Below are 24649 nucleotides of genomic sequence, written 5' to 3' on the forward strand. Positions count from 1 at the left end.
GGCGCACCAGGTCCGAACGGCAGCACCGCGCCGTTACCGGTGATTGAGAATCCGGCGACGTGGGTAGCAAACCGACAGTCCCCCGGGGAGGTGAACGTGGAAGAGCTCGGATCGGACGGCTGGCGGTACCGCGGCACGATTTCGCCGCGGACCCTGCCGAGCCTGCGCCGTCATCTCGTGTCCTGGCTGCGGCGACGCGCCGGCGACGAGGTCGGGCGCCAGGCCGACGACGTCGTCCTGGCCTGCTGGGAGGCGATGGCCAACGTGCTGGACCACGCCTACCACGGCCGGCCGGGGCTGATCGACGTCCGCGCCCGGATCGACGAGGACGTCCTGATCGTCACCGTCGCCGACCAGGGCCGCTGGACGTCGGTGGCCGAGCGCGCCGACGGCGGCCGCGGGCTGCGCCTCATCCAGGCCCTGGTCGACGGGCTCGACCTGCGCTCGACCGACGACGGCACGGTCATCACGCTCACCTGGCCGTTCCCGGTCCGCCGCAGCGCCTGAGCCCCCGGTCAGGGGCGGGCGTCCGACGACAGACCCTCGACGAACCGCGTGGCGACGTCCCGGAGCTTCACGTTCGTGTGCTGCGATTCCGCGACGAGGCGCTTCATGGCGTCGTCGGCGGAGATCCGGTGCACGGCCATCAGGATGCCCTTGGCCTGCTCGATCACCGCCCGGGACCGCATCGCCGCCTCGAGGTCGGTGGCCCGCTGCCGGGCCTGGTGGTAGCGCCGCGTGGTGCGCAGCCCGAACGAGACGACCGTGGTGTAGAGCTGCAGCAGCCGCGAGTCGGTCTCGGCGAACCCGTGGTCGCCGTAGCCGAAGAGGTTGAGCGCCCCGGAGAGCTTCTCGTCGACGCGCAGCGGCGCGGCGAGGTAGCTGCCGACCCCGAGGGCGCGGGCGTGCTTGGTGAACTCGGGCCACTCCTCGCCGGCCCGGACGAGGGGAACCCGGACGATCTCGCCGGTGTCCGCGGCCCGCAGGCACGGGCCGGCGCCCGCCGCGTACTGGGCGCGGTCGATTTCGACGGCGCGTTCGTCGGTGGAGGCGGCGGTCTCCGGCTCGCCGTCCCGGATCGCGGTGATGCTGGCCATGTCGGCCCCGGGCACGGCGCGGACGGCTTCGGCGCAGACGGCTTCGAGGATCTCCGCCTCGGCGGGTTCGGTCTCCAGGGCACCGGCGAGGTCCGCCATGGCGGCGGTCAGCTCGTCGATGTGCTCGGGCAGGATCGGCTCACCGGTCACTGGTCGTCTCCGTCCCGGACGGGCTGCGGCGGATGTCGGCCCGCTGCGGCTTCAACGGAACGGCAGAACTTTACTCGTGTCCGTCGCGCATTCCGCAACACCCGGGACGGTGGCACCGGCCCGGCGCTCGCTGCTGAACGTCGTGGGTTGACGCCGGGGCCACCTGACGACAGCCGGCAGCACAACCCACCCGGCGACCGTCGCTGCGGCCCGCTTACCCCGTGAGGTCGGAGCCAACCCTTAACGGATCATCACTTTGGCCACCTCGGCGAGCCCGGAGATGCGCAGAACCCGGTCGAGCAGGCGCGGCGCGACCAGCCGCAGGTCGTGGGAGCCGGCCCGGTCGAAGAGGACGGCGATGCCCGCGCTGTCGAGGTAGGTGACCCCGGTCAGGTCCACCGTGACCGCGGTTCCCGGCGCGAGTTCGCCGTCCAGTGCCGCGCCGAACTCGGCGGCGTTGCCCATGTCGATCTCGCCCGTCGCGACGAGGAGGCGGCCGCCGCCCCCGTCGCCGTCCGGGCCGGCGACCAGCGTGAGTACCGTCGTCACGAACCGATCCTCCATTCCAGCGTGACGGTGGTGCCTGCCGTGTCGTGCCGGAGGGTGACCGCGTCGGCCAGCGCCTCCATCATCGGCACGCCGCGGCCGCGCAGCACGTGGTTGTCCGGCGGCGGCTGCTTCCAGCGGCCGTGGTCGGTGACGGTGACGACCAGGTGCCCGCCGGTGAAGCGGGCCGCCAGGTGCGAGTCCGCCTCGGAGCCGCCGGCGTACGCGTGCTCGACGGCGTTCGCGCAGGCTTCGCCCACCGCGACGAGCACGTCCTGCGCGAGGTCCTCCTCGAGCGCCGCGGTGCCCAGCCACGCCCGCAGCCAGTGGCGGATCGACGCGAGGCTGTCCGGGTGCGCCGGGAACTCCAGCGTCAGCGGCGGCACCGACCGGCGGTAGAGCAGCAGCGCGACGTCGTCCTCGTAGCCGTCGGCCGGCCGGAGCCTGCCCATCAGGGTGGCCGCGAGGTCGGTCAGGTCGGCGTCCCGCGCACCGTGGGCGACCTCGGTGGCCCGGTCGATGCCCTCGTCCAGCGATTCGCGGCGGCGCTCGACGAGCCCGTCGGTGTAGAGCATCAGCAGCGAGCCGATCGGGACGACCGCCGTCGCCTCGGGGCGGCCGGCCGGGACGCGGACCGCGAGCGGCACGCTGCCTCCCGCGTCGAGGAACTCCGCCGTGCCGTCGTGGTGCACGAGGGTGGCCGGCGGGTGCCCGGCGCTGCTGTAGGTGAGCGAGCCGGTGGCGGGATCGAGGACGCCGCAGAAGACGGTGGTGCACAAAGCACCCGGCAACCGGCCGGCGAAGCGGTCGAGCGCGGTCAGGGTGTGCGCCGGGCTGTTGGCCTCGAGCAGCAGCGCGCGGCAGGCGCTGCGCAGCTGGCCCATCACCGCGGCCGCCGCGAGCCCCCGGCCGACGCAGTCGCCGACGACGATGCCGATCCGGTCACCCGCCAGCGCAATCACGTCGTACCAGTCGCCGCCGACCTCCAGGGGCGGGTTCGCCGGCTCGTAGCGCACCGCGAAGCCGTCGGGGAGCAGGGCCGGGCCGAGGATCGAGCGCTGCAGCGCGAGGGCGACCTCCCGCTGCCGGTTGTCGCGGTGGGCGCGGCGCAGGGCGTGGGCGAGCGTCCCGGCCAGCAGCGCCAGCAGCGTCCGGTCCTCGGTGCCGAGCGGACGGCCCGGCGCGGGCTCGACCCAGAGCGTCAGCCGGCCGCCGGGGTGGTCGAGGGTCGTGCCGGCCCCGTCGCCGGCCGGTGTCGCGTGCAACGCCGGCAGCGAGCGCACCCGGTCGAGCGTGGCGCGCAGCGGGGCGGGGAGGTCCGTCCAGGTCCGGTCGCCGGCGTGGGTCGAGGTGAGCGCCGGCTCGCCGTCGTGCGGCCAGGTCACCGCGAGGACGCGCTCGGCCTGCCACAGCTCGCAGAGCAGGTTCAGCGCCGTGCGCAGCACGTCGGGGACCCCGCTGATCCCCGCGAGGCGCTGGTTCATCGAGGCCAGCGCGCTCTCGCGTTGCACGGTGTAGCGCTCGGCGGTGACGTCGCGGACCGTGCCGACGAGCCGGCGGCGGCCCTCGTCGTCGTACAGCTCGTTGTAGGCGATCGCGGCCCACACCCGGTGCCCGTCCTGGTGCCGCAGCGGTAGCACGAAGCTGCCGGCGGGCTCCTCCCGCGCGCGGCCCAGTGCGTCGGCGACCTGCCGGTGGGCGACGGGGTCGGCGGCCCGGCCCGGCGACCAGGGGAACGGCGGGGTGTAGGGCAGCCCGTCGGTGCCGAAGCCCAGCAGTTCGGTGAACGCGGTGTTGATCTCCACGACCCGGCCGTCGCCGTCGCAGACGAAGAAGCCCTCCTGCAGGGACTCGATCATCGCCGCGCGCCAGCGGGAGTGCTGCGTCCGCAGCCGGGCGAGCTGGATGGTCGTGCGGACGCGGGCGAGCAGCTCCCGCGCCGAGAACGGCTTCACGAGGTAGTCGTCGGCGCCGGCGGCCAGCCCGTCGACGGCGGCCTCGTGGCCGGCCCGCGCGGACAGCAGCAGCACGGGCACGGCGGCGGTGCGCGGGTCGCCGCGCAGCTCGGCGAGCAGGCCGAGGCCGTCCAGCCGGGGCATCATCACGTCACTGACGATCAGGTCGGGTGGCTCGGCGCACGCGGCGGCGAACGCCTCGACGCCGTCGTGCACCGCGGTCACCGCGTAGTCGTCGCGCAGCAGCCGGACGAGGTAGTCGCGCATGTCGGCGTTGTCGTCGGCGACCAGCACGCGAGCGCCCGTGCCGGCGGCCGCCGGGCCGGCGTCGTGGCCGTCCTCCGGCAGCCAGCGCAGGGCTTCCTGCAGGTACGGCTCCGCGGTCTCCGCGGCGGTCCCGCCGGCCGAAGGCCCGGCGACGACGTGCTCGGCGGGCAGGTGCCGCGTGCCGAGCGGCAGCCGGATCCGGAACGTCGTCCCGGCACCGGGCGTGCTCTCCACGGTGACGTCGCCGCCGTGCATGCCGGCGAGCTCGCGCACCAGCGCCAGGCCGATCCCGCTGCCCTCGTCCGAGCGCGCCCGCGCCGACGGGATCCGGTGGAACCGCTCGAACAGGTGCGGCAGCTCGGCGGCCTCGATCCCGGTGCCGGTGTCGGACACGGCGACCACGGCGTGGCCGCCGTCCAGGCCGGTGGTGACCCGGATCGACCCGGTGAAGGTGAACTTGAGCGCGTTGGAGAGCAGGTTGAAGACGACCTTCTCCCACATCCCGCGGTCGACGTGCACCGGCTCGGGCAGCGGCGGGCAGTCGACCTCGAACGCCAGCCCGGCCCGCTCGACGGCGGCGCGGAAGACGCTCGCCAGCTCGGCGGTGAACGCCGCCAGGTCCACCGGCTCGAAGCGGGCCTGCATCCGGCCGGCCTCGATCCGGGAGAAGTCGAGCAGGGTGTTCACCAGCCGTCCGAGCCGCAGCGCATTGCGGTGGATGACGTCGACCTCTTCGCGCACGCGCTCGCCGGCGTCGCCCAGCGCCTCCCGCAGCTCGGCCACCGGGCCCAGGATCAGGGTGAGCGGGGTCCGGAACTCGTGGCTGATGTTGGCGAAGAACGTCGTCTTCGCCGCGTCGAGCTCGGCCAGCTCCTCGGCGCGCTGCTGCTGGGCCCGGTAGGCGATCGCGCCGTTGACCAGCGCCGTCGTCTGCTGGGCGACCAGCCCGAGGAACGTCCGGTAGGACTCGTCGAGCGCGCGCCCGGCGCTCGCCGCCAGCACGATCACGCCGGTGGCCGCGCCGCCGGCGTCGCCGGGCAGCGGCAGCACCATCGCCTCGGTGGGTGGCGTGGCCCAGCCGCCCGCGGGCAGCTCGCCGAACGTGCCGTCCGAGACGGTCCGGGGCGCGCCGTCGGCGAGCACTTCCGCCAGCGGCCAGTCCCCCGCGCCGGCGCCGCCGGGCGTGACGGCCGCGAGCGCGAGCCCGCCGTCGTCGTCGCGCAGGTGGATCGCGGCGTACGGGACGTCGGCGCCGGCCCGCCCCAGGACGTCGGTGACCAGTGCACAGGCCTCGCCGACGGTGCGGGCGACCCCGGCCCGGGCGCCGAGCTCACGCAGCGTCGCCAGCCGCCGTTCGCCGATCACGCGCTCGGTGGTGTCCGTGACCGCCGTGAACACCGCCCGGACGGTGCCCCGGTCGTCGTGCACCGGGCTGTAGGAGTAGGTCCAGTAGGTCTCTTCCCAGTAGCCGTGCCGGTTCATCGGCAGCAGCAGGTCCTCCGACCAGGTCGCTTCGCCGGTGGCCATCACGCTCTCGAGCATCGGGCCGATGATGTGCCAGATCTCCGCCCAGACCTCCGCGCCGGGTTTGTCCAGGGCGGGGTGCTTGGTGCCGAGCAGCGGCAGGTACGCGTCGTTGTAGAGGAACCGCAGCTCCGGGCCCCACCAGACGATCATGGGGAAGCGGGAGGTCAGGCAGATCCGCACCGCGGTCGTCAGGCTCGCGGGCCACTCCGACGGCTCGCCCAGCGGGGACGACGCCCAGTCGAAGTCCCGCATCCGGCCGGCCATCCGGCTGGTCCCGGGAAACACGGCGCGATGGCCGGTTCCGTCCCCGACGCTCATCACACTCCCGGTCGACACGCCCCCCGAAGAGCCTAATCGAGCCGGCCCGGACCCGCCGTTCGTGCGGGACGGCGCTTACCCGGGGGAGCGGCGCGGCTCCCCCGCGCGTCGCCGGTGGTGTGGACCGGACCGCCGTCTCCGGTGCCACCCGGGCCCGCGAGGCCGGGCGCGCCCGTTCCGGCCGGGGTGCCCATCGTGCCTGCTCGCGGGCCTCGCGGACGGCGGAGTGTGTGCTGACGCGGCGGCGCGGCGCCGGGACAGGCATGATTGACCGTGGTTGAGCAAACAGCCTTCGTGACCCCGCGCGCCCCGGACGTTCCGGTGGCTGCTGCCGAAGGCGAGGAGAAAACACCCATGACCGAGCACACCCACCTCGAAAGCTCGGCCACCGCTGTGCCGTTCGGCGAATTCCGGATCGACCGTTCGGAGCAGGACGGCGCGATCGTGGTCGAGGTCGCCGGAGACGTGGACACGACCACCGCGCCGGCGCTCGTGCAGGCCGGGGACGAGGCACTCGCGGCGGCGCCGCCGGTGCTGGTGCTCGACCTGAGCCGGGTCGAGTTCCTCGCGTCCCCCGGTCTGACCGCGCTGCTGACGATCCACCGCAACGCCGGCTCCGGCACCGCGGTGCGGATCGTGGCCACCGGCCGGGCGACGCTGCGCCCGATCCAGCTCACCGGGCTCGAGGAGAGCCTCTCGCTGTTCCCGACCCGGGAAGCGGCGCTGACCGCGTCCTGACCCGCGTCCGTCCCGGCCCGCCTCAGGCGCCGGCCGGGACGGCCCGCCGCTGGATGGCGAGCAGGGCGACGTCGTCCTGGGCGGGCCGGTTGCCGATCATCGTGGCCATCACCCGCGCGCAGACCCGTTCGGGTTCCCCGGCGTGCACGGCCTCCGCCAGCTGCCGCATCCCGACGTCGACCGGCCGGTCCCGGCGTTCGACCAGCCCGTCGGTGTAGAGCGCGAGAACCCCGCCCGGCGGCAGGCCGATCACGGTCGTGCGCCGTTCGGGCCGGCCGATCGTGAGCCCGATCGGGGGATCGGCGGGCGCGTCCACCAGCCGCCCGGCGCCGCCGGGCTCGGCCAGCACCGGGGGCAGGTGCCCGGCGAGGGAGAGGTTCAGCACCTCGCGGCCCGGGTCGATGGTCCCGTAGGCGACGGTGGCCATCGCGCCGTGCTCGAAGTGGTTGGCCTTGCGGTCGAGCTTGGCGAGCACGTCGGCCGGGCTCTCGCAGTCGAGGGCGTAGGCACGCAGGGCGCTGCGCAGCCGTCCCATGATCACGGCCGCTTCGAGGCCGTGGCCGGAAACGTCGCCCATCACGACGCCGAGCCGGTCGCCCGGCAGGAAGAACAGGTCGTACCAGTCGCCGCCGAGGCCGGTCTCCGCGCCGGGCACGTACCGGGCGCCGAAGGCCAGGCCGGGCACGTCGGGCAGGCTGCTCGGCAGCAGGCTGCGCTGCAGCGCCATCGTGGCGGTGCGGTTCTCCTCGAGCGCCTCCACCTGGACCGCCATGGCGAGGCGGTCGGCGAGCAGCTGCATGGTGCCGATCTCGTCCTCGCCGAACTGCCGGGGCTCGACGGAACCGACGTGCAGCACCCCCACGAGCTCGTCCCCGGCGAGCATGGGCACACCCAGCATGGAGTGCAGCCCCCGTTCCCAGAGCAGGGAGTTCACGACGGTGGTGTCGTCGACGTGGTCGAGGACGACCGGGGCCCGATCGAGCGCGACCCGGCCGGCGAACCCCTGGCCCACCGGCACCCGCACGCCCTGGTGGACTTCCTCCTCGATGCCGGCCGCGGCGAACGCCACCAGCTGGCGGCCGTTGGCCTGGTAGCGCAGGACGGTCGCGGTGTCGACCTCCATGACGTCGCGCAGGCGCCGCAAGGTTTCGGTGACCAGCTCGGGCAGGCCGAGGTGGGCGGCCGGGGCTCCGATGATCGTCTCCAGCTGCTGCAGCCGGTCCTGGGCGTCGAGACTTCGCGACATGGAACGACCCTAGCTGCAACCCCTTTGCCGGCCTAACCATCCCGGGTTTCGACGGCGGGTCTCCCGGGGTAACCAGGCCGGCGTGAGCGTCGACTTGGACTGGGTGGGTGTGCTGCGGCACGGCCAGAGCACCGGGAACGTGGCACGGGAAGAGGCGGAGTCGGCGGGCGCGGATGTGATCGACGTCGCCGAACGCGACGCCGACGTGCCGCTGACGGAGCTGGGGCGGGAACAGGCGAAGGCGGCGGGCGAGTTCCTGACGGACTGCCCGCTGGACCTCGTGGTCACCTCGACCTACCGCCGGGCCTGGGACACCGCCCGGCTGGCCGCGCCGGACGGCGTGGAGATCGTCCCCGACGAACGGCTGCGCGACCGCGAGCTCGGCGTGCTGGACCTGCTGACGTCGCACGGCGTCCGCGAGCGGTGGCCCGACGAGCTGCGCCGCAAGCAGCGGCTGGGCAAGTTCTACTACCGGCCCCCGGGCGGGGAGTCCTGGGCCGACGTCGTGCTGCGGGTGCGGTCGCTGCTGGCCGAGCTGAGCGCGCAGCGGCCCGGCGCGCGCGTGCTGCTGTCCGCGCACGAGATGACGATCTTCGCCCTGCGCTACCTCCTCGAAGGGATCCCGGAACCCGACCTGCTGCGCACCGCCGGCGCCACCGAGGTCCCGAACGCCTCGGTGACGGCCTGGGAACGCGACCGCGACGGCGGGTTCACGATGGTGCTGGCCCAGGAGGTCGGCCACCTGCACGCCACCGACACCCCGCGGACGGCGGACGACGATGCCGCCGAGCAGCTCTCCTGACCCGGTGCCGATCAGCCCGGCCCTGTTGCGGGACCGGCTGATCGGCACCGAGGACCGCGGCACCGTGCTCGTCGTCGGCGGCGCCCGGACCGTGCCGGGGGCGCCGGCGCTGTCCGGGGCCGCCGCCCTGCGGGCCGGGGCCGGCACGCTCCAGCTGGCGGTCGCCGAGCGGCACGCGACGGCCATCGGCGTCTCGGTGCCCGAGTCGTCGGTCTTCGGCCTGCCCGAGACGGAGTCCGGCGCGATCGACGGCGACGCCGTGGACCGGCTGGCCGACGTGCTGCCCGGCGCCGGCACCGTCGTGGCCGGTCCCGGCCTCACCGGCGCCGAGGAGACCGAAGCCCTCCTGCGGCGGCTGGTGCCCGCGATCGCCCCCGACGCGCGGGTGGTGCTCGACGCGTTCGCGCTCGGCGCGCTGAGCCGCGCGCCCGAACTCGCCGAGCCCCTGGCGGGCCGGCTGCTGCTCACCCCGAACCGGGTCGAAGCCGCTTTCCTCGACGGCTGCGAGGAAAAGGACGTCGACAACCTCGAGACCGCGGTGCGGATCGCCGAGCGCTACCGGGGTGTGGTGCTGCTCATGGGCGTGGTCGCCGAGCCGGGCGGGCGCACCTGGCGCGACGGGAGCGGGCACGTCGGGCTCGCGACCTCCGGCAGCGGGGACGTGCTCGCCGGGCTGACCGGCGGTTTCCTCGCCCGCGGCGCCGCCGTCGAGCAGGCGGCCTGCTGGGCGACGCACGTCCACGCCGTCGCGGGCCAGCGGTTGATCCCGCACACGGGCAGCACCGGCCTGCTGGCGCGGGAGCTGGTGGCCGAGATCCCGCGGGTGATCGCCGAACTGGAGCGCTGAGCGGCTACCGCTGGGCGGTCGGCCGCACGACGAGCTCGTTGACGTCGACGCCGGCCGGCTGCCCGATCGCGTAGGAGATCGCCCCGGCGATCGCGTCCGGCGGCAGCGTCACCGCGCGGTAGGTGCGCATCGCCTCCCGCGCACCGGGTTCGGTGATGCTGTCGGCCAGTTCGGACTCGACGACGCCCGGCGACACCGTCGTGACGCGGATGCCGGGTTCGGCCTCCAGGCGCAGGCCCTCGGTGATCGCCCGGGCCGCGTACTTGGTGCCGCAGTAGACCGCGGCCGTCGGGACGACCTCGTGCGCGCCGGTGGAGGCGATCGTCACGAAGTGCCCGGACCCCTGCCGCCGGAAGTGCGGCAGGGCGGCCGCGATCCCGTGCAGCAGCCCGCGGAGGTTCACGTCGATCATCCGGTCCCACTCGTCGACGTGCAGGGAGTCCAGCCGCGACAACGGCATCACGCCGGCGTTGGCGACGAACACGTCGAGCCGGCCGTGGGCCCGGACCGCGGCGTCGGCGAACGCGGCGACGTCCGCGCGGTCGGTGACGTCGAGCCGGTGGACGTCGGCCGTGCCGCCGGCGTCGTGGATCTCCTTCGCCAGCGCGGTCAGCCGGTCTTCGCGCCGGGCGCCGAGGACGACGTGGTGGCCTTCGCGGGCCAGCCGCAGCGCGGTGGCGTGCCCGATGCCGCTGCTGGCGCCGGTGATGAGGACGGTCTTCACGGGGTTCCTTCCGGGAAGTCGGCGCCGAGGGTGACCTCGCGCCAGGTGTCGAAACCGGCCCGCAGGGTGTCGAGCCGGGTGGTGGCGATGGTGTAGGCGGCCTTGCCGAGCAGCAGCCGCAGCGGCGGTTCGGCGGCGTCGACGGCGGTGAGGATCGCCTCGGCCGCGCGGGCCGGGTCGCCGGGCTGGTGGCCGTAGGTCGCGGTGGTCGCGGCCCGGCGCGCGCCGGCCGTCTCGGCGTAGTCGTCGATGCGGGTCGCCGACTGCCGCATCGAGGGACCGGACCAGCGGGTGCGGAACGCGGCCGGCTCGACGATGGTCACCTTGATGCCCAGCGGGGCCACCTCCGCGGCCAGCGACTCGGAAAGGCCTTCCACGGCGAACTTCGTCGCGTGGTAGTAGCCGGTGGCGCCGAAGGCGGCGAGACCGCCGAGCGAGGACACGGTGACGACGTGCCCGCTGCGGCGCGCCCGCATGCCCGGCAACACCGCCCTGGTGACGTCGGCGAGGCCGAACACGTTGGTGTCGAACAGCTTCCGGACCTCCTCGTCCTCGCCTTCCTCGACCGCGGCGAGGTAGCCGTAGCCGGCGTTGTTGACGAGGACGTCGATCCGGCCGAACGCGGTTTCGGCGCGCTTCACCGCGTCGACAACCTGGGCGTGGTCGGTGACGTCGAGCGGCAGGGCCAGCGCACGGTCGCCGTGCCGCTCGGCGAGGTCGGCGACCTGAGCCGGATCGCGGGCCGTGACGACGGCGCGCAGACCGCGGTCGAGCACGGCTTCGGCCAGTGCGCGGCCGAGGCCGCTGGAGCAGCCGGTGATGAACCAGACAGCGTTTTCGGGCACGACGAAGTACTCCGTCCATTGTGGAAAGGGGGAAAGGGGTGTTTCAGCCGGCGGCGAGACTGCCGAGGAGGGCGAGCCCGGCTTCCGACGGGCTGCCCGGCTCGGCCTGGTAGACGACCAGCTGCTGGCCGGGTGCGCTGTTCACGGTCAGCGCTTCGTAGCTGAGGACCAGTTCGCCGACCTGCGGGTGGTGGAACCGCTTGGTCTCGTGCGTCTTCTGCCGGATGTCGTGGCGGGCCCACAGCCGGCGGAAGTCCGCGCTCTTGACCGACAGCTCGCCGACCGTCTCGATGAGCCGGGGGTCGTCCGGGTCGATCCCCGCGGCCGCGCGCAGCCCGCCGACCGTGTTCACCGCGACGCGCTCCCAGTCCGGGTAGAACTCGCGCGCGTCCGGGTCGAGGAACACGAGCCGGACCAGGTCACCGCTGTGGGTGTGACCGCCGAACAACGCTTCGCCCAGCGCGTTGTGCGCGAGCACCTCGAGACAGCGGCCGAGCACGAGCGCGGGCGTGTCCGGCCAGCCTTCCATCAGCCGCACGAGGTTCGGGCTGACCTGCTCCCGCCGCCGCGTGCGACGGCGACGTCCCGGCGCCGGCGTGGCCAGCCGGTGCAGGTGCGCGGTGGCGTCGTCGTCCAGCGCCAGCCCGTGGGCCAGCGCGTCGAGGACCTGCGCGGACGGGTGCCGCTCCCGGCCCTGCTCGAGCCGGATGTAGTAGTCCGTGCTGACGCCGGCCAGCAGCGCGACCTCCTCGCGGCGCAGGCCGGCGACCCGGCGTGCCCCGCCCGCGGGCAGGCCGAGCTCCTCCGGCCCCACCTGCTCGCGGCGGGCGCGGAGGAACTCCCCGAGCGCGTTGCCCGCCGTCACCCTCGTCACCGCCCTCGACGGAGGAGCTTCGCCCCGCGGCGTTTTCTCGGCCATGATCCGAGGCTAACCCCGATCGGACCGCGGAGGGTGGCCGCGCCGCACCCACCCTCGAAAGCCGTCGAAACATTTCGATAATCGTTGACCGGCCGGTCGGCGGGGACGAACCATCGTCGCAGTTCCTCTCCTGCCCCCCGGAAAGGATTTCCCGCGTGCGAAGACTCCTCACCGCCCTGTTGGCCGCCGTCGTGCCGGTGGTCGCCGCGGTCGTGCTGGTCGCCGCCCAGCCGGCGTCCGCGGCCACGCTGACCCGGGTGACCGACTTCGGCAGCAATCCCAGCAACCTCAACATGTACACGTACGTGCCGGACCGGGTCGCCTCGCGCCCGGCGCTGCTGGTGGCCGTCCACTACTGCACCGGCTCGGCTTCGGCGGTGTTCAACGGCTACGCCCGCGACTACGTCACCGCGGCCGACCAGTACGGGTACGTCATCGTGTTCCCGGAAGCCACGCGCAGCGGGCAGTGCTTCGACGTCTCCTCACCGCAGGCGCTCACCCGCGGCGGCGGCAGTGACCCGGTCGGCATCCTCTCGATGGTCAACTACGCGAAGCAGCGGTACAACGTCGACCCCGCCCGCGTGTTCGTCACCGGGTTCTCCTCCGGCGCGATGATGACGAACGTGCTCGCGGCGGAGTACCCGGACGTGTTCGCCGCCGGCTCGGCGTTCATGGGCGTGCCGGCCGGCTGCTTCGCCACCACCGACGGGTCCAGCTGGAACAGCCAGTGCTCGGGCGGCCAGCTGATCAAGACGGCGCAGCAGTGGGGCGACCAGGCCCGGCAGATGAGCGGCGGCCGCAGCGGCCCGTACCCGCGGATGCAGCTGTGGCACGGCACCGCCGACGACACCCTGCGCTACCCGAACTTCGGGGAAGAGATCAAGCAGTGGACCAACCTGCAGGGGCTGAGCCAGACGCCGTCGTCGAGTGATGCCCCGCAGTCCGGCTGGACCCGCACCCGCTACGGCGGCACGGGCGCGCAGGCGCCGGTCGAGGGCATCGGCGTCCAGGGCGCCGGGCATTCGCTGCCGCAGAACGGGATGGTGCCGTACGCGATCGCGTTCCTCGGCCTGAACAGCGGCGGCTCGACCACCACCACGCCCACCACGACGACGTCCGCGCCGCCGTCCGGCACCACGCTGGGCAGCGCGGCGAACCGGACCGGCCGCTACTTCGGCACGGCGGTCGCGGCGAACAAGCTGTCGGACAGCACCTACACCGGCATCCTGAGCCGTGAATTCAGCATGATCACGCCCGAGAACGAGATGAAGATCGACGCCACCGAGCCGAACCAGAACCAGTTCAGCTACGGCAACGCCGACCGCATCGTGAACCAGGCGACGAGCCAGGGCGCGCGGATGCGCGGGCACACGCTGGCGTGGTACTCGCAGCAACCCGGCTGGATGCAGAGCATGGAGGGGTCTTCGCTGCGGCAGGCGATGCTCAACCACGTCACCCAGGTCGCGTCCCACTACCGCGGCAAGATCTACGCCTGGGACGTCGTGAACGAGGCCTTCGCCGACGGCAGCTCCGGCGCCCGGCGCGACTCGAACCTGCAGCGCACGGGCGACGACTGGATCGAGGTGGCGTTCCGCGCGGCGCGATCGGCCGACCCGGACGCCAAGCTCTGCTACAACGACTACAACACCGACGACTGGAGCCACGCGAAGACCCAGGCCGTCTACCGGATGGTGCAGGACTTCAAGGCCCGCGGCGTGCCGATCGACTGCGTCGGCTTCCAGTCGCACTTCAACAGCAACAGCCCGGTGCCGTCGAACTACCAGACGACCCTGCAGAACTTCGCCGACCTCGGCGTGGACGTGCAGATCACCGAGCTGGACGTCGAAGGGTCGGGTACCGCCCAGGCGAACAACTACCGCACGGTCACGCAGGCCTGCCTCGCCGTGGCCCGGTGCACCGGCATCACCGTCTGGGGGATCCGGGACACGGACTCCTGGCGCGCGTCCGCGACCCCGCTGCTGTTCGACGGCAACGGGCAGAAGAAGGCGGCCTACACCGCCGTGCTCGACGCGCTGAACAACGGTGCGCCGCCGGGTGGCGGCCCGACGACGACCACCACCCCGCCGCCGGTCACCACGACCACGACCCCGCCGCCGGGCGGCTGCACCGCGGCCTACGCGAAGACGGCTGAGTGGAACGTCGGCTTCAACGGCCAGGTGACGGTGTCGGGCGCGAACAACTGGGTGGTCACGGTGACCTTCCACGCGCCGCAGAAGGTCATCGGCAGCTGGAACTACACCGGCACCTGGGACAGCACCGGGTACGTGCTGACGGCCCGGCCCAACGGGAGCGGCAACGTCATCGGCTTCACCGTCGAGCACGGCGGGAACCTGACCGCGCCGACCGTGAGCTGCGCGGTGGGCTAGGGCGTCAGAACAACCGGCCGGCCTCGTCCGCGGGTGGTTCCTCCAAGCCGAGGAGGAACCGCTTGCGGGCGAGGCCGCCGGCGTACCCGGTCAGGCCGCCGGTGCCGACCACCCGGTGGCAGGGCACGATGACGCTGATCGGGTTCCAGCCGTTGGCGTTGCCGACCGCCTGCGCGGCGCCGGGGTCGCCCAGCTCCGCGGCCAGCTGCCCGTAGGTGCGGGCTGCGGCGGCCGCCCTCGCCGTCGCCCCGGTGGCAGCGAGCAGCCCGGCGGCCGGAAAGACCTACTACGTCGCCCCGGCGGGCAGTGACAGCGCCGCCGGGACGCAAACCGCTCCCTGGGCTTCGATCGCCCACGCCCAGGCTGTCGCCCAGCCGGGTGACACGGTCTACTTCCGGGGCGGCACCTACAGCTATTCCCGCGCGAACAGGAGCTGCGCGAGCGGGACGGACCGGGTGGACGCGATCACCCTGAACAAGAGCGGCAGTTCGGGCAACCCGATCCGCTACTGGGCCGCTCCGGGGGAGATCCCGGTCTTCGACTTCTCGCGGGTGAGCGACAACTGCCGGATCAAGGGCTTCGACGTCACCGGCAGCTACATCCACCTCAAGGGACTGGAAGTCAAGGGCGTGCCCCAGAACAACAACCTCAACCACGAGTCCTGGGGCATCTGGATCTCCGGCAGCAACAACACCTTCGAGCTGCTGAACCTGCACAACAACATGGGACCGGGCCTGTTCGTCCAGGACGGCGGCGGCAACCTCGTCCTCAATTCCGATTCGCACGACAACTACGACCCCCGGACGTCGAACGGGGCGGGGGAAAGCGCCGACGGGTTCGGGGCGCACATCTCCGCGAACCACCCGGGCAACGTCTTCCGCGGCTGCCGCGCGTGGTGGAACTCCGACGACGGGTTCGACCTGATCAACGCGTTCTCCTCGGTGACCATCGAGAATTCGTGGGCGTGGCGCAACGGCTACCTGCCGCAGACCACCACGCCGTCCGGCAACGGCAACGGCTTCAAGATGGGCGGCTACGGCGGCAAGTACGTCAGCAACGGCGTCAAGCACTTCCTTCGTGGCTCGGCGGCGTTCGACAACAAGGCCGCGGGCGTCTACGCCAACCACCACACGCTGGCCAACGACTACTTCAACAACACCAGCTACAACAACCACCCGGACTACAACATGCTCGGGATCACCTCGAGCGGCGGGGCGACGGGGCTGGGCAACCTGCGCAACAACATCGCCTACCAGGGCACCCTGACGTCGAACATGCCGGGCACGAGCGCCTCGTACAACTCCTGGAACCTGAGCGTCACGCTGTCGGACTCGCAGTTCCAGAGCGTGTCGACGTCCGGCTGGGACGCGCGGCGCCAAGCCGACGGCAGCCTGCCCGTGCTGCCCCACCTCCGCCTCGCCTCGAACAGCACGCTGATCGACAAGGGCACCAACGTCGGGCTGCCCTACAACGGGAAGGCGCCGGACCTCGGGGCTTTCGAGTCCTGACGAGGAAAGGCGCGACTTCCGGACGCGGAGGTCACCCCTTTCGGCGTGCACGTTCACAACTCCCTGCAGAAAGCGCTTTCCAGCCCTCTCATCCGCATCGGACAGACGCGACAGGAGTTCACATGTCCCTCAAGCAGTACGCGATCCTCGTGGCCGGCTTGGCCGCGGCGGCCGCGCTCGCCCCCGTTCCCGCGGTCGCCGCCCCGCTCGCCCTGCCCGCGCAGTGTTCGGGGACGGCGCCGATCAAGTGTCATTTCGCCGTCTCGCCGGGCAATTACGATGTCACGGTGGGGCTCGGCAGCGCTTCGAAGGCGGCGAACACATCGATGTCGGTGGAGGCGCGCCGGCAGGTCCTGAACGCGGTCTCGACGAGCGCGGGCCAGGTCGTCCCCACCACCGTGACGGTCAACGTGCGCAACCCGGAGGGGCAGCCGACCGGTCAGGGCGGCACGGGGACGGCGGGCTTGGACATCACGTTCTCCGGCAGCGCGCCGGCGATCAGCTCGTTGACGGTGACGGCGGCCGCGGCGCCGTTGGCGGTGTACTTGGCGGGGGACTCGACGGTCTGCGACCAGCTGATCGCGCCGTACACCGGGTGGGGTCAGGAGTTGCCGGCGAGCGTGCGGGGCGGTGCGGTGGTGGCGAACTATGCGGATTCCGGGGAGAGCTCGGGCAGCTTCCTGTCCAACAGTGCGCTGTTCCCGCGGATGAAGCCGCTGATCAAGAGCAAGGACCTGGTGTTCATCCAGTTCGGGCACAACGACAAGCAGACGTCGGCGACGGCGTTTCGCGACAACCTCACGAAGCTGGTCAATGGAGTGCGGGAGCGCGGTGGTGTCCCGGTGCTGGTGACTCCGCCGGTGCGGCGGCAATTCAGCGGCACCAAGCTGACTTCGACCGCGTTGCACGTCAACGGCGTGGGCGTGGACCTGCCCGCGGTGATCCGGGCGCTGGGCAAGAGCGCGAGCGTGCCGGTGATCGACCTGACGGCCAAGAGCAAGGCCCTGGTGGAGTCCCTCGGCCCGTCGGGGTCGCAGAAGATCTACCTCACCAAGGCCACCGACGGCGTCAGCGACAACACGCACTTCTCGGCCTACGGCGCGACACAGATGGCGAACCTGGTGGTGCAGGGCATCCGCGAGCAGAACCTCTCGCTCGTCGGCTACCTGCGCTGAACCGCCCGAAGGCCGTCCGAAACGGAAGGATGTGAAATGGTGGGTAAAACTTCCAGGCGAACGATCGCCTCGCTGCTGCTTCCCCTCGTGGTCGCGCTGACGCCGGTCGGGGGCCCCGCGAGTGCCGCCGAGGCCGCTCCGGCACCGCAGGTGGCCGCGAGCGCCACGATCCAGAACGACGTGTTCTGGAAGGACACCGCCGGGAACCCGATCTACTCCCAGGGCGGGGGTGTGCTGAAGGTCGGCAACACCTACTACTGGTACGGGGCCAAGTACAACGGAGCGGTCACCTACTACGACAACCCCGCCGCCGGGAAGAACGGCAACACTTCCTTGAGCGCGATCACGATCTATTCGTCCACCGATCTGGCGAACTGGAAGTTCGAAGGCAACGCGATGACCGCCGCGGACCTCGGGGGAGCGGGCTGGGTCGGCCGGATCGGTGTCGCGCGCAACCCCACCACGGGCAAGTACGTGCTGATTTCCCAGCTCAACAGCGAGCTGGTGTTCGGGACGAGCAGCACGCCGAACGGCCGCTTCACCCGGGCGGCCACGCAGTCGAACATCGCCAACGTCTCCACCGGCATGTCCGGTGACCAGTCGGTCTTCGTCGACGACGACGGAAAGGCCTATCTGGCTTTCAGCAACAAGAGCGGCCGGTCGCATCTGTACGTCGCGGCGCTGCGGCCGTCGGACTACCTGCACGTCGAACCCGCCGCGAACATCTACAACAGCTCCGCGGGCGGCCGTGAAGGCAACGTCATGTTCAAGTACAAGGGAACCTACTACGTCTGTTCGTCCGATTTGCACGGCTGGAACGCGTCCCACACGTACTGCAACACTTCGACGAAGGTCTCGAGCGGGTACGGCCCGGAGTTCGTGATGCAGGGCACGGACGCCGACTTCTCGCACGTCACCCAGACCGGGCTGGCGTTCACGGTGACCGGTTCTTCCGGGTCGTTCGTGATGTTCGGCGGCGACCGCTGGAGCGACTTCGCCGGCAACGGCATCGGCTACAACCAGTGGGTGCCGGTCACCTTCGACGGGACGAAGCCGGTGTTCCACTCGCTGAGCCAGTGGAACGTCGACGCCGCCGCGGGGACGTGGTCGGTCGGCAGCGGGAACAACTACGTCCTGAACCCGGGCGCCGAGGCCGACCGGGTCGCGCAGAACGCCCTGGCCGGGTGGACCATCACCGGTGGGAACGTGAACAGCAACAAGCAGGGCGGGCACACGGGGCGCTGGTCGATCGCGCAGAGTGCATCGTCGGCGTACAACGCCTCGCGGTATCAGAACATCGCGCTGCCGAACGGGACGTACACCCTGTCGGCCTGGGTCAAGAGCAGCGGCGGCCAGAAGAACGCGACGATCTTCGCCAAGAACTTCGGCGGGAGCGAGGTGAGTTCGGCGATCAACCGGTCGATCGGCAGCTGGACGAAGGTGACGATCTCCGGCATCACGGTGACCAACGGGTCGATCCAGGTGGGCGTGTTCTCCGACGCGAACGCGGGCAACTGGGTGAACGTCGACGACTTCAGCCTCGTGCAAACCGGCTAGTTCCGCGTGAGACGTGAGGCAGTGGCACCCGGACACGACGGGAGAGAGCGACGATGGCACGGAAGTCGGGATTTTCGCACGCTCAGGCCGCCATCACCACCACCGGCGTGCTCGTCACGAGCCTGCTGGCCGGCGGCGGCACGTCACAGGCCGCCACCCAGGGCCCGTGCGACATCTACGCGGCCGGTGGGACGCCGTGCGTGGCCGCGCACAGCACCACGAGGGCGTTGTACGGCAACTACACCGGCCCGCTGTACCAGGTCCGGCGTTCGTCGGACAAGGCGACGCGGGACATCGGCCCGCTGAGCGCGGGCGGGGTGGCGAACTCCGCGGCGCAGGACTCCTTCTGCGCGGGCACCACCTGCCTGATCACGGTCATCTACGGCAACGCCGAGCGCAACAGCCGGGACAACGGCAACGGCACGATGGAGGCCGTCTACTTCGGCAACATCAAGGTCTGGGGCTACGGCAGCGGAAGTGGCCTGTGGATCATGGCCGACCTCGAAAACGGGCTGTTCTCCGGGGTCAACCAGCACTGCAACGCCAACGACCCGAGCATCAGCCACCGCTTCCTGACCGCCATCGTCAAGGGCGGCCCGAACCGGTGGGCGATCCGGGGCGGCAACGCCCAGTCCGGTGGCGTGTCGGACGCCACCGAGAACGCGGTGCAGGCCGACATCACCGCCGCCGGTTACGCCACCGGCTCTTCGCCGGGGTGATCCGACCCGCTTTGCCGGTTCCAAGTTTCTTGGCCGCCATGGCTGGGAGTGTTCCCGGTCATGGCGTTCCCGGACGTCCACTTCGTCAGGTTGTCGATGGAGGCACCATGTCGGCCGCTCGATCACGGTTCATCGCAGTCTTCCTGTTCGTGGCGGCGCTGCTGACCGCGCCGGCCGCCGCCGCGGCGACCTACCCGAATCCCGGGCGCGTCACCGGGGATACCGGCGTGCACGACCCGAGCGTGGTCAAACGCCCGGACGGCAGCTACCTGGTCGCCGCCACCGGGAACGGCATCGCGCTGAAAACCTCCGCCGACCGCGTCGCGTTCCGCAACGCCGGCTCGGCGTTCCCGGGCGGTGCGCCGTGGGCGAACTCCTACACCGGCGGCAGCCGGAACCTGTGGGCGCCGGACATCTCCTACCACAACGGCCAGTACTACCTGTACTACGCGGCCTCGACGTTCGGCTCCAACCACTCGGCGATCTTCCTGGCCACCAGCCCCTCGGGCAACTCCGGGACCTGGACCGACCGTGGCCTGGTCGTCGAGTCGCGCAGCAGTGACAACTTCAACGCCATCGACCCGAACCTGGTCGTCGACGACCAGGGCCGGTGGTGGCTGGACTTCGGCTCGTTCTGGTCGGGTATCAAGCTGATCCAGCTGAACCCCGCGACGGGACTGCGCCTGGGCACCGGCATGACCGCCGTTGCCGGGCGCGGCGGCGGCGCGATCGAGGCGCCCTTCATCGTCAAGCGCGGCCAGTACTACTACCAGTACGTGTCGTTCGACCTGTGCTGCCGCGGCGCGGCGAGCACGTACCGGGTGATGGCCGGCCGGTCCACCAGCGTCACCGGCCCCTACACCGACCGCAACGGCGTATCGATGACCTCCGGCGGGGGCACCCAGATCCTGGCCGGGCACGGCAGCATCCACGGCCCGGGCCACCAGGCGGTGCTCGCCGACACCGACGGCGACCTGCTCGTCTACCACTACTACGCCGACAACGGCGCGTCCTTCCTGGGTATCAACCACCTGACGTACGACTCCGCCGGCTGGCCGAGCGTCACCTGAGGGGCCGCAGGGACTGGTTTGCCGGGGGTGACGAACTCCCGGCCCTGTGCCAAGTCCGGACCCGGACAAGATTCCGGGCCGGGCACCCTTGCGCGGGGTGATCCGCCGTCGAATCCGGCGAAGGCGTCGACACCGGCAGGTGATCGGCATCTCCGCACCACAGCGCCGCCAAGCAGCCATGTCGAAGGGAAACTCCAGTGAGCGCAACGCCGTCGGGCCATCCGAAGGACGACGCATCCGTGTCATCCCGCCGGTCGTTCCTGCGGGGGCTGGCCGCGGCGGGAGTGCTCCCGCTGACGCCGGCCGCCGCGACCTTGCTCGCCGCCGGGCCGGCCGCCGCCGCGGGCGCCGGCTTTTCCCTGGTCACCGGAGGCGTCGCCGCCGACGTGTTCGTGGACTCGGCCGACGACGTGGCCGTCCGCCGCGTGGCGGGCGACCTGCAGGCGGACGTCGAGCGGGTCAGTGGTGTGCTGCCGATCCTGACGAACCGCACCGACGGGCTGTCGCGCACGGCGGTGCTGATCGGCACGATCGGCCACAGCCCGGTCGTCGACGAGCTCGTCGCGTCCGGCCGCCTGGACGTCTCCGAGGTCGCCGGGCGCTGGGAGGCGTCGGTGACCCAGGTCGTCGAGGCGCCGATCGCCGGGGTCGACCGCGCACTGGTCATCGCCGGCAGCGACCGTCGCGGCACCGTCTACGGCGTCTACGACCTGTCCGAGCGCATCGGCGTCTCGCCGTGGTACTGGTGGGCCGACGTTCCGGTGCCGCGCCGCGACACGGTGACCCTGTCCCCGGCCACGGAGAAGCGGCGTGAGCCTGCGGTCCGGTACCGCGGCATCTTCCTCAACGACGAGGACAACCTGTCGCAGTGGGCGTACCGGACGGAAGAGCCCGGCAAGCACATCGGGCCGGCCACCTACATCCGGGTCTTCGAGCTGATGCTGCGGCTCAAGGCGAACTACCTGTGGCCGGCCATGCACCCCGAATCCGACCACTTCAACAAGTACCCCGACAACGCACGCCTGGCCGACGAGTACGGCGTCGTCGTCGGCTCCAGCCACCCGGAGGCGTTGCTGCGCAACAACGTCCACGAGTGGCAGCCGTGGGCGGAGGCACACCGCAACCCGGACGGCAGCCTCCCGGAGTACGACTACACGGTCAACCCGGAGACGATCCTCGACTACTGGCGCGCCCGGGCGAAAGCCAACGCCCGGTACGAAAGCGTCTGGACCGTCGGCATGCGCGGCGTCCACGATTCGGGCCTGGTCACCAAGAACGCCAAGACCACGGCCGAGCGGGTCGCGGTGATGAACGACATCATCACCCGGCAGCGCCGGATCCTGGCGGAAGAGGTCGGTGCCGTGCCGCAGATCTTCATCCCGTACAAGGAGGTGCTCGAGCTCTACAACGCCGGGGTGCGGGTGCCCGACGACGTGACGCTGATCTGGCCGGACGACAACCACGGGAACATGCGGCAGCTGCCCACGGCGGCCGAGCGGCAGCGGGCCGGCGGCAACGGCCTGTACTACCACATTTCCTACTGGGGATCGCCGAAGAGCTACCTGTGGCTGGACACCACGGCGCCGGCCAAGATCTGGCAGGAGCTGCGCCGGGCGTACGACAACGGGGTCCGCCACACCTGGATCGTCAACGTGGGCGACCTGAAGTCGCAGGAGACCGGGCTGTCGTTCGCGATGGCGCTCGCCTGGGACATCGACCGGTGGCGCGCGGAGGACGGGCAACCCCGGCTGGCCGAGTGGGCCGGCCGGCAGTTCGGCGCCGCGCACGCCCACGAGATCGCCGAGATCCGGCAGGGCTACTACGAGCTGGCCGCGGCCCGCCGCCCCGAGTTCATCCAGAGCGGGGTCTTCTCGCTCGTCCACCACGGCGACGAGGCGGAACGGCGGATGGCGGCGTACCGGAGCCTGATCGGCCGCGCCGAGGCGGTGGCCCGGCAGCTGCCGTCGTCCTACCAGGACGCTTTCTTCGAGTTACTGCAGTATCCGCTGACGGGCGCGTACCTGATGAACCTGAAGTTCGTGTGCGCCGACCGCAACGCGCTCGCCGTCAAGCAGGGCCGCGGGGCCGGGGTGAACGTCTTCGCCGACCTCGCCGAGCGGGCCCAGGCCGACGAGGACGCGCTGACCCGCCGCTACAACACCGCGATCGCCGGGGGCAAGTGGAAGGAGATCATCAACCCGTACCCGGCCAACGTCCCCAAGGCCCCGCGGGTGCCCGCCGTGACCAGGCGGACCCGGACGAGCGCCGTAGGCCTCGGGGTGGCTGCCGAGGGCAACGAAACCGGCGTCACCCGGCCCCTGACGTTCTCTTCGTACACCCGGAACCGGCGGTTCATCGACATCTTCAACACCGGTTTCGCCCCGCTGTCCTGGCAGGCGGCCCCCAGCCACCCCTGGGTGCAGGTCAGCACCAGGGCAGGGACCACCCCGGATCAGGCGCGGATCTGGGTCAGCGTCGACTGGGCCGCGGCCCCGGCAGGCGTCGGCAGCCCCCAGGTGCGCATCACCGGCGCGGGCGCCACGGTGACCGTGCCGCTGCAGGTCGCCAACGACGGCGAGCGGGGCCGGGCGGCGGCGACCGGTTTCGTCGAGGCACACGGCTACGTGTCGATCGAGGCCGAGCACTACGACCGGCTGGTACCGCGGTCCGGGGCGACCTGGCAGACGGTTCCCGGCCTCGGCCGGTCCGGCGCCGCCGTCACCGGTGCTCCGTTCACGGCGGCACGCCTCGACGGGGACAGCCGCACCGTGGCGCCCGAACTGCAGTACAACGTCCGCTTCACCACGACCGGCACCTTCCCGGTCACCGTGTACCGGCTGCCCTCCCTGGACGAACGCGGCACCCGCAGGCTCGCCATCGGCCTCGATTCCGGCACCCCGATCCTGCTCAAGGGGACGGGGGTCACCTCCGCCACCGCAGCGTGGTCGCGCAACGTGGTCGAGGGCATCGAGAAACTGACCACGAGCATCACCGTGGACCGGCCGGGCGACCACGTCCTCAAGCTCTGGGTGGTCGACCCGGCGAACGCCGTCGACCAGATCGTCATCGACACCGGCGGGCTGCCGGCCACCTACCTCGCGCCGCCGGAGAGCTTTCACCCCGTCTTCAATCCCCACCCCGGGCCGTGAAGGCTGGTTCGTGCGCACCACCCGTGCCCGGCGCGGATCAATCCTATGTGGAGGAGAGCTCATGGTGAGTGTCGGAGTACGCAACGGGATCGTGGCCATCGCGATGGTGCTGGCCGCACCGATGGTGGCGGGTGCCGGGACGGCCGGTGCTTCGCCCGGTGGGAGCGGCGCGAGTTGTGCGGCCGGCACCGGCGGTGCGGACCTGGCGGCGGCCAAGGTGAAGGTGTGGATGGCGGGCGACTCGACCATGGCGGAACCGAAGTCGACCTGCCCGGTGGGGTGGGGGAGCAGGTTCGACCGGCTGTTCACCGACGATGTCACGGTCGTCAACAAGGCGGTGTCGGGCCGAAGCGTCCAGACGTGGCTGTACGAGTCCAATGTCACGGGCAGCAAGGATTCCGCCGGCGAGTGCGTGGTGAGCCCGAAGACCTACGCCCAGCGGTGGCTGGACATGCTCGATCCGGTGAACGGGATGCACGCCGGCGACTACCTGGTCATCCAGTTCGGCATCAACGACGGCGACGCGAACTGCCCGCGGCACGTGGGCCGGGCTCGTTACCAGAGCCTGCTCACCGCGATGGCCCGGGCGGCCGAGGACCGGGGCGCCCACCCGATCCTGCTGACGCCGGTGGCGGCGATCACGTGCAGCGGCAGCACGGCCGTCGGCAACCGGGGATTCCTCACCGAAACCGCGGCGGCGGGCGCCGCGACCGGCACGCCGGTCATCGACCTGCACAAGCTCAGCTACACGCTCTACAACACGCTCAGACTGTGCCCGAACAACGGCGACTACACCAAGGGCGCGGTGGGTGCGTTCTTCTGCAACGACCACACGCACTTCGAGGCTGCCGGCGCGGACAAGATCGCCGGGGTCGTGGCGAAGGCGCTGCGGGACCAGAAGATTCCCCTGGCGAGCTACCTCAGGTAACAGGGAGCCCGGCGGCGATCCGGACCCGCACGGCGGACCACCGCCGGATTCCCCGTGGTGGCGCTCACGGGGAATCCGGCCCTGGGAACCGCATGCGGGACGGCGGGTGTGGTCAGCCGGTGGTGATGATGTTCTTGATCCGGTTGAGCACGCCGCTGGCTTGCTTCGCGCGCGG

The 24649-nt window shown here is 71.8% G+C and carries 18 protein-coding genes and 2 pseudogenes; 12 read left to right on the top strand and 8 right to left on the bottom strand.

Features of this window, described 5'->3' with window-relative positions; all coding sequences use genetic code 11:
• The first annotated feature begins 96 nt into the window (after nt 1–96).
• On the top strand, nt 97–507 hold the full coding sequence (locus tag ACH54P_RS46630) for an ATP-binding protein (protein WP_489909719.1): 411 nt from the start codon (nt 97–99) through the stop codon (nt 505–507).
• Between the two features lie 8 nt (nt 508–515).
• Here ACH54P_RS46630 and ACH54P_RS46635 read toward each other — a convergent pair whose 3' ends face one another.
• The 3 genes from ACH54P_RS46635 to ACH54P_RS46645 form a co-directional block, all read right to left on the bottom strand.
• Nucleotides 516–1247: an ANTAR domain-containing protein gene (locus ACH54P_RS46635; protein WP_489909720.1), complete on the bottom strand. Its 732-nt coding sequence runs from the start codon at nt 1245–1247 to the stop codon at nt 516–518.
• Nucleotides 1248–1487: 240 nt separating this feature from the next.
• On the bottom strand, nt 1488–1796 hold the full coding sequence (locus ACH54P_RS46640; RefSeq protein WP_489909721.1) for an STAS domain-containing protein: 309 nt from the start codon (nt 1794–1796) through the stop codon (nt 1488–1490).
• Nucleotides 1793–5860, bottom strand: coding sequence for a SpoIIE family protein phosphatase (locus tag ACH54P_RS46645; protein WP_489909722.1), 4068 nt, complete (start codon nt 5858–5860; stop codon nt 1793–1795). The genes ACH54P_RS46640 and ACH54P_RS46645 overlap by 4 nt, the downstream gene beginning before the upstream one ends.
• A gap of 354 nt (nt 5861–6214) precedes the next feature.
• Here ACH54P_RS46645 and ACH54P_RS46650 point away from each other — a divergent pair, with 354 nt between their 5' ends.
• Nucleotides 6215–6598 carry an STAS domain-containing protein gene (locus ACH54P_RS46650; RefSeq protein ID WP_489909723.1) on the top strand — a complete coding sequence of 128 codons (384 nt, stop codon included), beginning with the start codon at nt 6215–6217 and terminating at the stop codon, nt 6596–6598.
• Between the two features lie 22 nt (nt 6599–6620).
• Here ACH54P_RS46650 and ACH54P_RS46655 read toward each other — a convergent pair whose 3' ends face one another.
• Complete coding sequence (locus ACH54P_RS46655) at nt 6621–7844, bottom strand: PP2C family protein-serine/threonine phosphatase (protein ID WP_489909724.1); 1224 nt, start codon at nt 7842–7844, stop codon at nt 6621–6623.
• Nucleotides 7845–7926: 82 nt separating this feature from the next.
• Between ACH54P_RS46655 and ACH54P_RS46660 the strand changes: the two genes are divergently transcribed.
• Nucleotides 7927–8646 carry a histidine phosphatase family protein gene (locus ACH54P_RS46660; RefSeq protein WP_489909725.1) on the top strand — a complete coding sequence of 240 codons (720 nt, stop codon included), beginning with the start codon at nt 7927–7929 and terminating at the stop codon, nt 8644–8646.
• A gap of 4 nt (nt 8647–8650) precedes the next feature.
• Nucleotides 8651–9493: an NAD(P)H-hydrate dehydratase gene (locus ACH54P_RS46665; protein WP_489909726.1), complete on the top strand. Its 843-nt coding sequence runs from the start codon at nt 8651–8653 to the stop codon at nt 9491–9493.
• Nucleotides 9494–9497: 4 nt separating this feature from the next.
• Here the strand turns inward: ACH54P_RS46665 and ACH54P_RS46670 are convergent, their stop codons facing one another.
• From ACH54P_RS46670 to ACH54P_RS46680, 3 genes are read right to left on the bottom strand one after another with little or no spacing between them, the layout of a single operon-like run.
• On the bottom strand, nt 9498–10217 hold the full coding sequence (locus ACH54P_RS46670) for an SDR family oxidoreductase (RefSeq protein ID WP_489909727.1): 720 nt from the start codon (nt 10215–10217) through the stop codon (nt 9498–9500).
• Nucleotides 10214–11062, bottom strand: coding sequence for an oxidoreductase (locus ACH54P_RS46675; protein WP_489909728.1), 849 nt, complete (start codon nt 11060–11062; stop codon nt 10214–10216). Before ACH54P_RS46675 ends, ACH54P_RS46670 begins: the two co-directional genes overlap by 4 nt.
• Before the next feature lie 43 nt (nt 11063–11105).
• Nucleotides 11106–11981, bottom strand: a complete 876-nt coding sequence (locus ACH54P_RS46680) for a helix-turn-helix transcriptional regulator (RefSeq protein WP_489909729.1) — start codon at nt 11979–11981, stop codon at nt 11106–11108.
• A 155-nt stretch (nt 11982–12136) separates the two neighbouring features.
• Here ACH54P_RS46680 and ACH54P_RS46685 point away from each other — a divergent pair, with 155 nt between their 5' ends.
• The gene (locus tag ACH54P_RS46685; protein WP_489909730.1) at nt 12137–14368 is read left to right on the top strand and encodes an extracellular catalytic domain type 1 short-chain-length polyhydroxyalkanoate depolymerase; all 2232 of its coding nucleotides are present in this window, start codon (nt 12137–12139) and stop codon (nt 14366–14368) included.
• A gap of 4 nt (nt 14369–14372) precedes the next feature.
• Here ACH54P_RS46685 and ACH54P_RS46690 read toward each other — a convergent pair.
• Nucleotides 14373–14588: pseudogene (locus ACH54P_RS46690) on the bottom strand (methylated-DNA--[protein]-cysteine S-methyltransferase); the annotation flags it as partial.
• Here ACH54P_RS46690 and ACH54P_RS46695 point away from each other — a divergent pair.
• The 7 genes and pseudogenes from ACH54P_RS46695 to ACH54P_RS46725 all read left to right on the top strand — a co-directional run bounded on the left by ACH54P_RS46695 (nt 14584) and on the right by ACH54P_RS46725 (nt 24474).
• Nucleotides 14584–15876: a right-handed parallel beta-helix repeat-containing protein gene (locus ACH54P_RS46695; protein WP_489909731.1), complete on the top strand. Its 1293-nt coding sequence runs from the start codon at nt 14584–14586 to the stop codon at nt 15874–15876. The pseudogene ACH54P_RS46690 and the gene ACH54P_RS46695 sit on opposite strands and share 5 nt — an antisense overlap.
• Before the next feature lie 122 nt (nt 15877–15998).
• Nucleotides 15999–17051: a rhamnogalacturonan acetylesterase gene (locus ACH54P_RS46700; RefSeq protein ID WP_489909732.1), complete on the top strand. Its 1053-nt coding sequence runs from the start codon at nt 15999–16001 to the stop codon at nt 17049–17051.
• A gap of 36 nt (nt 17052–17087) precedes the next feature.
• Nucleotides 17088–18608, top strand: coding sequence for a family 43 glycosylhydrolase (locus ACH54P_RS46705; RefSeq protein WP_489909733.1), 1521 nt, complete (start codon nt 17088–17090; stop codon nt 18606–18608).
• Nucleotides 18609–18661: 53 nt separating this feature from the next.
• Nucleotides 18662–19315: pseudogene (locus ACH54P_RS46710) on the top strand (arabinofuranosidase catalytic domain-containing protein); the annotation flags it as partial.
• A gap of 119 nt (nt 19316–19434) precedes the next feature.
• Nucleotides 19435–20397: an arabinan endo-1,5-alpha-L-arabinosidase gene (locus ACH54P_RS46715; protein ID WP_489909734.1), complete on the top strand. Its 963-nt coding sequence runs from the start codon at nt 19435–19437 to the stop codon at nt 20395–20397.
• 239 nt (nt 20398–20636) lie between these two features.
• On the top strand, nt 20637–23546 hold the full coding sequence (locus ACH54P_RS46720; RefSeq protein WP_489909735.1) for a glycosyl hydrolase 115 family protein: 2910 nt from the start codon (nt 20637–20639) through the stop codon (nt 23544–23546).
• 61 nt (nt 23547–23607) lie between these two features.
• Complete coding sequence (locus ACH54P_RS46725) at nt 23608–24474, top strand: GDSL-type esterase/lipase family protein (RefSeq protein WP_489909736.1); 867 nt, start codon at nt 23608–23610, stop codon at nt 24472–24474.
• The last annotated feature ends 175 nt before the right edge of the window (nt 24475–24649 follow it).

The organism is Amycolatopsis sp. N2S4-7 (assembly GCF_058119595.1).